This window comes from Azospirillum fermentarium (assembly GCF_025961205.1).
Classification (GTDB): domain Bacteria; phylum Pseudomonadota; class Alphaproteobacteria; order Azospirillales; family Azospirillaceae; genus Azospirillum; species Azospirillum fermentarium.
Genome location: NZ_JAOQNH010000004.1, coordinates 202,530 through 214,999, shown reverse-complemented (window position 1 = coordinate 214,999; position 12,470 = coordinate 202,530). Strand labels below are relative to the sequence as shown.

Here is a 12,470-nt window from a genome sequence, read left to right as displayed (position 1 = left end):
TCGGCGGAAGTTCGCCGGCGTGTGGTCCAGGGTCTTCTTGTCCAGCGTGATGCGGGCCTTGTAGAAGGTACCTGTGGTGCTGGTGGCTCCCTGCTGCCCGTTGAAAGCGTCTTCGCTGATGGTGCGCACGCGCCCTTCCAGCATGCCGTGTTCCTGGAACGGATAGGCGTCGAGCTTGATGCTGACGTGATCGTCGACCTTGATGAAGCCCAGTTCCCTGGCGTCGATGGAGGCCTCCACCTCCAGCGGCGCGCCCAGAGGCACCAGGGTGAACAGCGGTTCGGCCCCGTTGACCACCGACCCGACCGACCGCTGGGCGATGTCAAGCACCACCGCATCCACCACCGGCGACAGGCTGACCAGATCCTGGCGTTTGCGCACCTTGACGATCTGTTCGGCCACCCCGTCGCGCTCGTTCCGGCGGCCGACCAGATCTTCCAGGATGCGGGACTGCCATTGCTGGACAAAGGCGTCGCGGTCGGCCTGGGCCCCCTGCAGCTCATGCCGCCGCTCGATCATGTCGCGCTTGACCATGGCCAAGTTGCGCTCGATTTCGATGCGGGAGTCGCGGGCCTGAAGGGAGTTCAGACGGCTGCCCACCTGATTGGATTCCAGCTTCATCCGCATGGCTTCCACCTCGCGCACGATCTCCAGCCTATTGGCCAGCAGGACTTCATCCTGCTGGCGGGTGACGAGGTTCGCTTCGATCCGGGCGATCTTCTCGTCATAGCTCTGAAGCTGGGACTGGTACTGCGCCTGACGCTCCCGCCACAGGGATTCCTGAAGCTGGCGGTAGCTGGCCCCTTCCACCTCGTCGCTGTCGGGCCGTGCCTCGACCTTGTATGGCCGGTTGGCGTATTCCGCCTCCAGCCGTTCGATCTGGGCATCCAGGCTCAGCATGCGGGCGCGGAGCTGGTCGTAATCGGCCTGGGTGAAGGTGGGATCAAGGGTGGCCAGCACCGTACCGGGGTGAACGATATCGCCCACCTTCACGTTGATGCTCTTGATGATCGAGGTTTCGAGCGGCTGGACCACGAGGCTGGGTTCGGTGGACACGATGCGCCCACGGGCCGATACTACCCGGTCCAGGGTCGAAACCGTGATCCAGATGAAGGCGACGATAGCCATCAGGACCATCGTGTAGAGCGATGACCGCGCCAGCAGGGGATAGCGTTCGCCGTCGATCTCGGTGGTATCCTGCTGATACTCGTTGATCGTGTCGGCAATCTTCCGCTGCTGCTGCGGGCTGAAACGAAGCTGACGGACGCTCATGATTCCCGACCGTTAGATGTGGCGGTTCTGCTGGTGCCACAGGTGCTGATAGATATCGCAGCGGTGCAGCAGTTCTTCGTGGCGGCCCACATCCTGCACCCGGCCCTGTTCCAGAACCATGATGTTGTCGGACGGGACCAGGGTGGACAGGCGGTGAGAGATGATGATGACCGTCCGTCCGCGCGCGATGCTCATCAGGTTGGCCTGGACGATGGCTTCACTTTCGGCATCGAGCGCGCTGGTGGCTTCGTCCAGGATCAGAATGCGCGGATCCGTCAGCAGCGCGCGCGCGATGGCCAAGCGCTGGCGCTGGCCGCCCGACAGGTTGGCGGAGCCTTCCTCCAGCACCGTCTCGAAGCCCTTGGGCAGGCGTTCGATGAATTCGTCGGCACCGGCCAGCCGGGCGGCGCGCATCACCTCTTCCAGGGTGGCGCTCGGCTTGGCGGCGGCAATGTTCTCGCGGATGGTGCCCCGGAACAGGAAGTTTTCCTGCAGCACCACGCCGATGCTGGTGCGCAGATGATCCAGCGCGATTTCGCGCAGGTCCGAGCCGTCGATCTTGATCAGCCCTTCCTGCGGAGTGTGCAGCCCCTGGAGCAGGCGGGTGATGGTGGTCTTGCCCGATCCCGACCGGCCCATGATGCCGAAGATCGTTCCCTCGGGAATGCAGAACGATACGCCGTCCAGCGCCGGCGGGGCCGAGGGGCTGTAGCGGAAACGGATGTTGTTGAATTCCACCAGCCCCTTGAAGGGCGTGCGCAGGCCACGGCCCGACCGGGTGTCTTCACCCGGATGGTTCATGATGGTGCCCAGCATCCTGACCGACAGAGACACTTCCTGGAACTGCTGGATCAGCGAGGACATCTGCACCAGCGGCCCGACCACGCGGCCCGAGATGATGTTGAAGGCGATCAGCCCGCCGATCTGCATCTCCCGCTCCAGCACCAGATAGGCGCCGACGGAAATGACCGTGGCGGTCATCAGCTTTTCAAGCGGATGGACCAGCGATTGGGCGACCAGCGCCAGCTTCTGCACGTCGAAACGCACCCGCGCGGTATAGGCGACCCGGTGGTCCCATTCTTTACGCTGGCGGGCATCAAGGGCCAACGACTTGATGGTCCGCATGCCGTGGATGGATTCGATCAGCATCGAACTCATCTGCGTTTCCGCCTCGTACACCTTGGTGAAACGGTGTTTGAGCAACGGGATCACACAACCGACGATCAGGCTGATGGCGATGGTGAAGGCCATGACGATCATCGCCAACAGCGGCTGGTACAAGAACATCATGGGAATGAGGAAGATGAGAGCAAAGCTGTCCAGCATCGCTCCAAAGACCGGACCGGTCATGAAATTGCGGATGCGTTCAGATTGGCTCAAATTCTTCATCGTCATACCAGCCGGTGTCTTCTCAAAGAAGTCCATCGGCAGGCTGATGAGCTTGTTGTAGGTGGCGACGTTGATGCGCGCATCGATTTTACGCGTTGCGAACATCACCGTGTATTGCCGCAGATAGGTGAAGATGGTCTCGAACAGGATGACCAGAACCAGGCCGGCGGCAAGAACGTAGAGCGTGCCGAGGCTGTTGTGCACCACCACCCGGTCCAGGATGAGCTGGATGAACACCGGCATGGCCATGGACAGCACGCTCAACAGGATGGCGGCGACGCCGATATCCATATACAGGCGGCGATGGCGCAGGATTTCCGCCAGGAACCAGCGGAAGCCGAAGGGCTGCGTGGTTTCAGTAATGGCGTAATCGCGCTTCAGCAGCAGAACCTGCCCGTCCCAGGCCTCGGCGAAGCGCCTTTCATCGATGGCCAGAATGCCGTCGTCACTGGTGGACAGCGGATCGCGCAGGACGACCAGCGGCGTGTCACCGACCTTGGAGTAGCCGATGACCAGCATGGCATTGCCGTTGCGCAACTGGACGATGGCCGGAAATGCCTGTCCCAGTTTGAGCAGGTGCTGCCAGTTCATTGCGACGGTTCGAGCCTTCAGCCCGATCTTCCGGGCCATGCGCATGAGCTGCGCGAGGCCAACCTCCTGGTTCTCCACCACGAAGTCATGCTTCATTTGCTCAACGGAAACATTGATGCCGCACTGCTGGGCCACAGCAACCAGGCATCGCAGTCCCGTATGAGCGCAGGACGTCTCTGAAGCAGCGAGGGTCATGGATTCCGTTGCACGCTTTGGCTAGGGCACTCAGATTGTCAGCGGCGGGGGGAGAGTGCCACCATCCCCCGGTCCGGGCTTCTCGAGCCGACGGGATCGTAATGGAAACAGGTGCCGAGACGTAAAACTTTTTTTGTGGCCTTGCGAAACCGAACACACCGCCCGGAAACCATTGATGATCTCTCGCCCCATTCCCCCGCAAATTGCCCATTCTTCCGTCATTTTCCGTGCCGATGGAGGAAAAACCATAGGCTTGGGCCATATTATGCGCTGTCTGGCAGTGGCCGAGGCCCTGATGGAGCAGGGGAACCCATGCTGCTTTGCCGTCACGGCCTTACCGGACGCGGCAAGGCACCGTTTGGACGCGGCTGGGGCCGGGTTTATCCGGCTGACCGGCCCTGCCGGCGGCAATGAGGATCGAGCGGCCACCATGGCGCTTGCCAGCCGGGCGGGCGCCGTCGTGCTGGATGGCTATGATTTTGACGCCAGCTACCGGGCAGCCGTCGCAGGGGCAGGCCGCCCCGTACTGGCCTTCGATGACGGTGTCTTTACCGGCCAGCACCCACCAGGGCTGCTGTCCGCCGCCCTGGTGGTCAATGCATCGTCCGGTGCGGCACCGGTGGACTATGCCGTGTCGGCTCCCGGCGCGCGGCTTCTGCTGGGGCCGGCCCACGCCCCCGTGCGCCACGAGGTCCGGCACGCGGCGGCCCGGCCCGTGCTGCCGCTCGACCGGCGGCGGTCGGTCCTGCTGACCTTTGGCGGATCGGACCCGCTGGCCCTGACCGCACCGTGCATCCGGCTGCTGGCACCGCGGCTGCCGCCCGGCGTCCGGCTGGTGGCGGTGGTGGGGGGCAGCAGCCCATGGCTGGCAGACTGCCGGGCGGCGGCGGCACCGTTCGGGGATCGGGTGGCGGTCCATTACGACACTCTGGCCATGGGGGATCTGATGGCCGGGGCCGGTCTGGCGGTGTCCGCCGCCGGGGGCACGGTGGCGGAGCTGGCGGCCCTGGCGGTGCCGGCGCTGCTGGCGGTGGTGGCCGACAATCAGGCTCCGGCGGCAGCGGCGGCCGGGGCCGCTGGAATGCCGTCCTGGTGCCGGGTCGTGGACGTGCGGGGCGGGGGCGAGCAGGCCGCCGCCCGGATCACGGCAGCGGCGCTGGCCCTTTGGGATGATCCTCCGCGGCGTCAGGCCATGTCGGACGCCGCCCGTGGCCGTGTGGACGGCCAGGGGGCAGGGCGCATCGCCCAGGCGCTGCTGGATGCCATGGGCGTGGTGATGGCGGGCCGGTAACGCCCGCTGGGGACGGTCAGGGCAAGCCCTTGCGGCAGGCGGTACGGCTGAACGCGCTGCCGTTGGACAGCAGAATGGCGCATTGGGGGCCGCCGCGGTCGTGCCATTGCAGCATCAGATCGGTCTTGCCGTCGCCGTTGTGGTCGCCGGTGAACAGGAGGTCGGTGCGCCCCATCCCCGTCATCCAGACGGTTTCGGGCTTCAGCCCGTCCGGCCCGCCGAGGGCGACGCGGTATTCCAGCGTCTTGTGGTCCACGCGCACGCGGTCGGGCCAGGAATCCCCGTTGAAATCCCCCCATGCCACGTCGTCCTGGGCACCGGCGATGCCGTTGGCGCAATAGGAGGGATGGAATTTCGAGATTTTGGGATCGAACACCAGATTCTGGCAGTAGCCCTGATTGTTGCGGACGACCAGATCGGGGATGCCGTCGCCGTTCAGATCCTTGGCCTCCACCGAATCAATATGCGGCAGGTGGCGGGCCTTTTCATCCTGGGTTTCCTGATACCCCTTTCCGACCCGGATCGACACCCACAGAGATCCGTTGCCGTCCCGGTCCACGATGTCCTCGTACCCGTCACCGTTGAAGTCGGCATGGGCGATGTCCAGTTGCTCGCTGTCCTGCTCCAGACCGTATTCACCGATGGCATAGGCCGCGAAGTCGAACACCAGCGCCTGGTTCGGCTCCACCCGCCCGCGCACCGACAGCCGGTCGTCCGGCGCCAGGGTCAGCGGGAACGGCAGGATCATCGGCAGGGTGTCGCTGGACTGGCCGGGAATGTGGGCGGGCAGGGGAATGTCGGCGACCCGCTTGCCGTTGACGAACACCTCCAGCCCGTGGGCGGTGGGCAGGGTGCTGGTCAGGTTGCTGAGAAAGACGCCGATGCCGTGGATGCGCACCGGCTTGCCGCTGGTGTTGCGGTAATCGGTGAAGGGAGCGGTGCGGCGGCCGGGATCGGCCACATAGCTGCGGTCGCGGTACGGGGAGCGGTAGCTGGTGACCGCCGGCTCCGTGACCAGATCGGCGCGCACCAGCTCGGCGCGGTAGTAGAGCGACATGAAGGCGCCGTCTTCCAGACGGTCGTTGGAGACCTCCGCCACGCCGCCCTGGCCCAGCGGCACCAGTCCCGACACCGAGCCGATGGACAGGCGCTGGCCGGGGGCGAAGCGGAAGCCGCCCGCCGGCACCGCCATGGTTTCCAGCCCGCCCATCTTCGCCGGCGGCACGAAATATTCGTGCAGGATCAGCATCTCCTCCCCACTGGTCAGCGAGACCTCCTTGCCGTTGTTGATGATGGCGATGCCCAGGTCGGTCTCGATGCTTTCGTCCTTGCGGGGCCGGGTGCGGTCGATGGCATAGGTCAGGCTGACCAGCCGGTATTCGGCCCCGGAATCGTTGAGCAGCGTGTTGTGCCCCCCCAGGCTCTTGGGGTTGGAGGTTTTGCCCTTCTGCACCGTGCCCGTGTAGATGATCCGTTCCGGTGTTTCGGACAGCCGGCTCACCTGGGGCTGCCGCAAGCCGTAGATCCAGCTTTCCTCCGCCCGCAGGGGCGCGGAAAGGACGGCTGCCGACCCGGCAATCAGGGCCGCCAGAGCGATAAGGCTGCGATGCATGAAGACCTCTTTCGGAAACGGTCGCGATCAGGTTGGACGGCGGCGCGGCTTTCGTGAAAAGCGCGTGTCTCTTTTCAAGGTAAAAGCGCGTGTCTCTCTTCAGGGTAACGGACGAAAAATGACCGGTCCTTACTATCAGTCCTCCGCTCGTACTGTCCAGGCACAGCCGGGGAAGGGCCCCGTTTGTCGGTATGGGCGGGCGCTTATTATCGATCCCGTAACCTTCTGCCGCCACCATGCCGCCCATGGTTGATGCCGGGTGGGCGCTCCATGGAATTTGCTTCTGGTATGGGCTGGGATGGCCGATTAGAAATCAGCCGCTCGGATGCAGACGGCCACGACCGATGGAGAGGTTCACAGTGCGCATCATCAGTCATCGCGGTTATTGGCGGTCGCGCGGGGAGCAAAACCATCGGGTCGCCTTCGAACGGTCGCTGGATCTGGGCTTCGGCATCGAAACGGACCTGCGGGACGACAACCGCATGGTGGTGATCTCTCACGATCCCCCCCCGTCCGCCCCGGACGCGGTGATGACCCTGGATGCCTTCCTGGCCCTGTGCGCCGGGCACGGGCCGGGGCTGACGCTGGCGCTCAACATCAAGGCCGACGGGCTGCAGACCGCCGTGCGCGAGGCCCTGGACCGCCATGGTGCCCTGGGCAACGCCTTCGTCTTCGACATGTCGGTTCCCGACACCCTGGGCTATCTGGCCGTGGGGGTTCCGGTGTATGTCCGCCACAGCGACGTGGAGCCGGAACCGGTGCTCTATGACCGGGCTGCCGGGGTGTGGCTGGACCAGTTCCACAGCGATTGGATCGGCCCCGGCGACATTACCCGGCATCTGGACGCCGGCAAGGATGTGTGTCTGGTATCGCCCGAACTCCACCGCCGGGACCATCGCGCCCAATGGGAACGGCTGGTCGCCGACCCAGCGGTCATCGGCCACAGCCGTTTCTTCCTCTGCACTGATTTTCCCGAAGACGCACGGGAGTTTTTCCATGCCTGAGATCCTGGCGGTCATTTTCGATATGGACGGCGTGCTGATCGACGCCAAGGAATGGCATTACGAGGCGCTGAACCGCGCCTTGCGGCTGTTCGGCCACGAAATCAGCCGTTACGATCATCTCCACGCCTATGATGGGCTGCCCACCCGCAAGAAGCTGGAGATGCTGACCCGTCAGCATGGGCTGCCGTCTGGATTGCACCGCTTCATCAATGACCTCAAGCAGCAGTACACCATGGAAATCGTCCATGCCCGCTGCAAGCCTGTCTTCGCCCATGAATATGCCCTGGCCCGCCTGAAGAGTGAGGGATTCCGTCTGGGCCTGGCCTCCAACTCCATCCGCCGGACGGTGGAGACCATGATGGATTATGCCAATCTCACCGGCTATTTCACCGCCATGCTGTCCAACGAGGACGTGGAGCGGGCCAAGCCCCATCCCGATATTTATCTGAAGGCGGCCGGACTTCTTGGGGTCGCCCCGGATGCCTGCCTGGTTCTGGAGGACAACGCCCACGGCATCCAGGCCGCCCACGCCGCCGGCACTCATGTGTTGGAGGTGGGAACGGTTCATGACGTGACGTATGACCGCATCCGCCACGCCATCGATACCATCGGCAAAAGTGCCGGAGACGGGCAGGGCGCCGTTCTGGAAAAAGGTGTGGCATGATCAATATCCTGGTGCTGCTGGCCGGCTCCAGCACCCCGTTCCGCGAGGCCGGATATTCCTATCCCAAGAGCCTGATCGAAATCGCCGGCTTGCCGGCGGTAGAACGGGTTCTGGCCGCCTACCGCCCGCTGGAAGCGCTTGGCGCCCGTTTCATCTTCGTGGTGCGGGGGGACGAGAACCGGCGCTTTCACATCGGCATGGTCCTGCGGCTGCTGATGCCGGATGCCATGGTGGTGGAAACGCCGGGAGAAACCGCGGGCGCGGCCTGCACCGCTCTGCTGGCCGTCGCCGAGATCGACAACGGCAGCCCGCTGATCATTGCCAACGGCGATCAGATCATCGACCATGACCTGAGAAACGTTGTGGCCGATTTTCAGAATCGTGGTTTGGACGGCGGCATCCTGGTGTTCAAGGCGGTGCATCCCCGCTGGTCCTATGTCAAATGCGACGATGATGGGCTGCTGATCGAAGCGGCGGAAAAACGCCCCATCAGCGATCTGGCCACCGCCGGCTTTTACTGGTTCGCCCGTGGGCGGGATTTTGTCCGTGCGGCCGAGCGCATGATCCTGAAGGACGCTCATGTGGACAATGCCTTCTTCATCTGTCCCGCCTACAACGAGATGATTCTGGACCAAAAGCGCGTCGGTGTTCACCTCATGACGCGGGATGCCTATCACTCCCTGGCAACCCCGGCCCTGATGCAGCGGTATGAGGAGCAGGTATTGAGCGGCCGTTGCGTGGAGAGACAGCCATGAAGGTCGATCGGCTGGATGGGATGGTACGAGGCTGGTTCGTCGGCGCCTTTGAGCCGACGGTCCTGCACACCACCGACGTGGAAGTGGGGGTGAAACGCTACCCGGCAGGTGTTCGCGAAAGCGCGCATGTTCACAAGATCGCCACGGAAATCACAGTCATCCTGGAAGGAACGGCCGAAATGAACGGCCGGACCTTGACCGCTGGCGACATCGTGACGGTGGAGCCGGGCGAAGTGGCCGATTTCCATACCCTGACCCCGGTCACCACCGTGGTGGTGAAGCATCCGGGTGCCCCCGACGACAAATATCTGGTGGAGCCGGCCCGATGAGCGGCGTGCTGAACATCGTCATTCCCATGGCCGGGCGGGGGCAGCGTTTCGCCAGCGTGGGGTATACCGATCCCAAACCGCTCATCCCTGTTCATGGGCACCCCATGATTCGGGTGGTGATCGAAAACCTGCGTCCCTCCCGTCCGCACCGTTTCATTTTCCTGTGCCTGGCCGAGCATCTTGAGCGCTATGCCCTGGCGGACAAGCTGACCATGTGGGCGCCGGGGTGTACGGTGATCCCGGTGGACCGGGTGACCGAGGGGGCGGCCTGCACCGTGCTGCTGGCCCGTACGCTGATCGACAGCAACGATCCGCTGATGATCGCCAACTGCGACCAATGGATCGATGCCGGTATCGACCATTATCTGGCCTGCATGGATACCGATGGCGTTGATGGCCTGATCATGACCATGGACGACGGGGATCCCAAATGGTCCTTCGTCGGCTTTGACGCTGCCGGGCGTGTCAATCGAGTGGTGGAGAAGGAACCCATTTCACGGGAGGCAACGGTCGGGATCTATAATTTCCGCCGGGGCCGGGACTTCGTTGCCGCCGCAGACGCTATGATCACCGCCGGCCTGCGTGTCAACGGTGAGTTTTACGTTGCTCCAACGTATAATCAGATGATCGCCCATGGTGCCACCATCGTGTGCCATTCCATCGGGGCCGTGGATGCCGGCATGTATGGTATTGGCATTCCCGCCGACCTTGAACGGTTTCTGGGGTTGGCGGTGTCTCGGAAGGCGGTGTCTGCTCTCATGGAGGGGGCCACGGATGCGCAACCCGGTTCCAAACCACAGCTAAGCTGAGCAAGGGGAAGGCAAGACAGGGGAAGCTTCTGTCTTGCCTTCCCTTTTGCCGATTATCCAAGATTTTTTCTGGGAAAAAATGGTCCTTTCCCCAGATTTTGCCCTTCTTTCACGTGAATGAAATCGTGCATTCCGATTCCGGCAGAACAGTCTCCAAAAACAATACGGGAAACGGAATTTGCCTGGAGCGGAACCCGCGGCTATAATCGGATATTGTTTATGCTGCGGCTTGGTTTACATTCCTCATGAATCTCCTGACACCGCGTGGTGCTACGACGGGACCGTCGGCCTTACCGACGGCTCCGAATGCGGATGGCGATGCCCAAGATGAATTTCGTCGCCAATTGCGTTGGGCTTGGCGGGTTCTCTGGCGGGGCAAGCATCTGGTTCTGGGGTGTCTGCTGCCGGTGATGGTGCCGACGTTCCTGTACTTGCAGCAGGTCACGCCGCGCTATATGGCGGAAGCCCGTATTTCAATTGAAGCCCCGGATGTGCGCAACGCTCTGGACGACCGTCCGGCGGTGCGGGCCTGGATGTCGGAGCAGGTGGTGCAGACCGAAGCGGATCTGCTGACGTCCACCGTCATCGCCCAGCGGGCGATCGATAAGCTGAAGCTGAAGGACGACCCTGAATTCAACCCGGCGCTGCGTCAGCCCAAGCCTTTGCAGGTCTTCCTGTCCAAGCTCAACCCGTTGAACTGGCTGATGTCGTTTGATGGCGGCGACGGCAATGCCACGGCCAGCCTGTCGCCGGCGGCCAGCGAACAGGTTGATAACGCGGCGATTGTGCAGGCGTTTTTGTCGAAGGTGTCGGTGAAGATTCCGCGCCGGTCCTTCATCATTTCGGTGGCCTACACCTCGGAGAGCCGCGAGAAGTCGGCGCTGATCGCGAACACGCTTGCTGACCTTTACGTTCTGGACCGCCTGGAAGCGAATTTTGACGAGACGCGGCGTGTTGCGGACTGGCTGGGGGAGCGTCTGGAGAAGCTTCGGCAGGATGTTGAGGTTGCGGAAACGGCGGCAGAGGAATTCCGGTCGCGTTACGGGCTGCGGCGGCGTGGCGAGCAGAGCGCACCGATCAAGGACCAGCAGCTTTCGGAGCTGAGTTCGAAGCTTGTGATCGCGCGTTCGGAGCTTGCGCAGCGCCAGGCCCGGCAGCAGCAGGTGCGGGAGCTTCTGCGCGCCCGTGGGAGCATCGACGCGATTTCGGACGTTTTGCAGTCTCCCCTGATCCAGCGTCTTCGTGAGCAGGAGACGCAGCGCAGCCGGGAGATGTCGGAAGCGCTGAAGACCTACGGAGAACGTCACCCCCGGATCCTGGGGATCCGTGCGGATCTGGAGGATCTTCGCCGCCGGATCAACGACGAGGTTGAGAAGGTCGCCTCGGCGATTTCCAGCGAAGTCGAGGTTGCGGCCACGGGGGTACGGGAGCTTGAGCGCCAGTTGGACAGGGCGCGTCAGGTTTCCGATCGGGCTGGTGAGGCCGAGGTCCGGCTGCGGGAGCTTGAGCGCCAGGCCGATGCCACCCGGGCGGTCTACGAGGCATTCCTGACCCGGTTCAAGCGCGAGGCTGAACAGCGACAGGTCCAGCGCGCCAACGCTCGAATCATTTCGCCCGCCGAAATTTCCCTTTCGCCCTCTTATCCGCCGAAGCGGTCGATCTTGACCGCCGCCCTGGGAGCGGCGGTGCTGATCGGGGTGATCCTGGTGTTCCTGCTGGACCGTCTCGACAGTTCGGTGCGCTCGTCGGACGAGGCTGAGGAACTGACCGGTCTGCCGACCGTGGCCATGGTGCCTTTGAACCGGCGGCGCCTCAAGGGGTCGGTCAGCGAGGACATCCTCAACAACCCGCGCTCGTCCTTGTCCGATGCCGTGCGCAGCCTGCGCACCGCCCTGGATTTGCAGGGGCACACCAAAAGCCCGCGCATCATCCTCATCACGTCGTCTGTGCCGCGTGAAGGCAAGACCTATGTGTCCATGTGCCTGGCCATGATGTTTGCCAAGGCGCATCCACGCGTGCTGCTGATCGACGCCGACGTTCACCGGCCCAACATGTTCCGTATGCTGGGGATCGATGGGGAGCGCGGATTGGTGCAGATTCTGGCAGGCGAAGTCGGCGAAAGCGACGTCATCGTGCCCAACGCGGCGGGCAGCCTGGATTTTCTCCCCGCTGGTAAGGCGCTCAACACCGCCGAAATCATCAACGGGGCCGGGATGGCGGCGTTGATCGAACGGCTCTCCTCCCGTTACGATCACATTATCATCGACTCTCCGCCGGTGCTGGCGGTGGCCGATACGCGCGTGCTGGCCTGTTTGGCCGATCAGGTGATTTATCTGATCAAATGGAATGAAACGTCACGCGATGCGGTCCGCAACGGTATCAAATTGTTGCGGAGCGTCGGTGCGCCACTGTTCGGCGTGGTTCTTTCCCAGGTTAACCAACGCAAGCATGACCGCTATGGTTATGGTGATTATGGTTATTATTATGGCCGTTATCATGAATATTATGGTGGGGAAGAACGCTGAATAGCCGGCTGGGCTGGCGGCTTGTCTTTTCTTC

General features: G+C 63.1%; 10 protein-coding genes. 7 read left to right on the top strand and 3 right to left on the bottom strand.

The genetic code is table 11. From position 1 onward, the window contains the following. Together M2352_RS26455 and M2352_RS26450 are read right to left on the bottom strand one after the other, a co-directional pair. A partial coding sequence (locus tag M2352_RS26455; RefSeq protein ID WP_264667520.1) for an HlyD family type I secretion periplasmic adaptor subunit occupies nucleotides 1-1,272 on the bottom strand: 1,272 nt, incomplete at its 3' end. Between the two features lie 12 nt (nucleotides 1,273-1,284). Beyond that, nucleotides 1,285-3,447, bottom strand: coding sequence for a peptidase domain-containing ABC transporter (locus tag M2352_RS26450; RefSeq protein WP_264667519.1), 2,163 nt, complete (start codon nucleotides 3,445-3,447; stop codon nucleotides 1,285-1,287). 175 nt (nucleotides 3,448-3,622) lie between these two features. Here M2352_RS26450 and pseG point away from each other — a divergent pair, with 175 nt between their 5' ends. After that, nucleotides 3,623-4,738 (top strand): UDP-2,4-diacetamido-2,4,6-trideoxy-beta-L-altropyranose hydrolase, encoded by a 1,116-nt coding sequence (pseG, locus tag M2352_RS26445; RefSeq protein ID WP_264667518.1) that lies wholly within the window; start codon nucleotides 3,623-3,625, stop codon nucleotides 4,736-4,738. Nucleotides 4,739-4,754: 16 nt separating this feature from the next. On the opposite strand, the gene M2352_RS26440 is transcribed toward pseG, so the two are convergent. Continuing rightward, nucleotides 4,755-6,350, bottom strand: coding sequence for an FG-GAP repeat domain-containing protein (locus M2352_RS26440; protein WP_264667517.1), 1,596 nt, complete (start codon nucleotides 6,348-6,350; stop codon nucleotides 4,755-4,757). A 359-nt stretch (nucleotides 6,351-6,709) separates the two neighbouring features. Between M2352_RS26440 and M2352_RS26435 the strand changes: the two genes are divergently transcribed. The 6 genes from M2352_RS26435 (at nucleotide 6,710) to M2352_RS26410 (ending at nucleotide 12,436) form a co-directional block, all read left to right on the top strand. Next, on the top strand, nucleotides 6,710-7,354 hold the full coding sequence (locus tag M2352_RS26435; RefSeq protein ID WP_264667516.1) for a PI-PLC domain-containing protein: 645 nt from the start codon (nucleotides 6,710-6,712) through the stop codon (nucleotides 7,352-7,354). Then, nucleotides 7,347-8,018 carry an HAD family hydrolase gene (locus tag M2352_RS26430; RefSeq protein ID WP_264667515.1) on the top strand — a complete coding sequence of 224 codons (672 nt, stop codon included), beginning with the start codon at nucleotides 7,347-7,349 and terminating at the stop codon, nucleotides 8,016-8,018. The genes M2352_RS26435 and M2352_RS26430 overlap by 8 nt, the downstream gene beginning before the upstream one ends. Further along, nucleotides 8,015-8,773: a glycosyltransferase family 2 protein gene (locus tag M2352_RS26425; RefSeq protein WP_264667514.1), complete on the top strand. Its 759-nt coding sequence runs from the start codon at nucleotides 8,015-8,017 to the stop codon at nucleotides 8,771-8,773. Before M2352_RS26430 ends, M2352_RS26425 begins: the two co-directional genes overlap by 4 nt. Continuing rightward, a complete protein-coding gene (locus M2352_RS26420; protein WP_264667513.1) occupies nucleotides 8,770-9,102 on the top strand; it encodes a cupin domain-containing protein in 333 nt (110 codons plus the stop codon). The genes M2352_RS26425 and M2352_RS26420 overlap by 4 nt, the downstream gene beginning before the upstream one ends. Next, on the top strand, nucleotides 9,099-9,911 hold the full coding sequence (locus M2352_RS26415) for a glycosyltransferase family 2 protein (protein WP_264667512.1): 813 nt from the start codon (nucleotides 9,099-9,101) through the stop codon (nucleotides 9,909-9,911). The genes M2352_RS26420 and M2352_RS26415 overlap by 4 nt, the downstream gene beginning before the upstream one ends. A 245-nt stretch (nucleotides 9,912-10,156) precedes the next feature. After that, entirely contained in the window at nucleotides 10,157-12,436 is a 2,280-nt protein-coding gene (locus tag M2352_RS26410; RefSeq protein ID WP_264667511.1) for a GumC family protein, read from the top strand. Nucleotides 12,437-12,470 lie beyond the last annotated feature (34 nt).

Excerpts from the sequence above, each read along its gene's own strand:
- M2352_RS26450 (WP_264667519.1), bottom strand. The coding sequence starts at position 3,447 with ATGACCCTCGCTGCTTCAGAGACGTCCTGCGCTCATACGGGACTGCGA.
- pseG (WP_264667518.1), top strand. The coding sequence starts at position 3,623 with ATGATCTCTCGCCCCATTCCCCCGCAAATTGCCCATTCTTCCGTCATT.
- M2352_RS26440 (WP_264667517.1), bottom strand. The coding sequence starts at position 6,350 with ATGCATCGCAGCCTTATCGCTCTGGCGGCCCTGATTGCCGGGTCGGCA.
- M2352_RS26430 (WP_264667515.1), top strand. The coding sequence starts at position 7,347 with ATGCCTGAGATCCTGGCGGTCATTTTCGATATGGACGGCGTGCTGATC.
- M2352_RS26425 (WP_264667514.1), top strand. The coding sequence starts at position 8,015 with ATGATCAATATCCTGGTGCTGCTGGCCGGCTCCAGCACCCCGTTCCGC.
- M2352_RS26420 (WP_264667513.1), top strand. The coding sequence starts at position 8,770 with ATGAAGGTCGATCGGCTGGATGGGATGGTACGAGGCTGGTTCGTCGGC.
- M2352_RS26415 (WP_264667512.1), top strand. The coding sequence starts at position 9,099 with ATGAGCGGCGTGCTGAACATCGTCATTCCCATGGCCGGGCGGGGGCAG.
- M2352_RS26410 (WP_264667511.1), top strand. The coding sequence starts at position 10,157 with ATGAATCTCCTGACACCGCGTGGTGCTACGACGGGACCGTCGGCCTTA.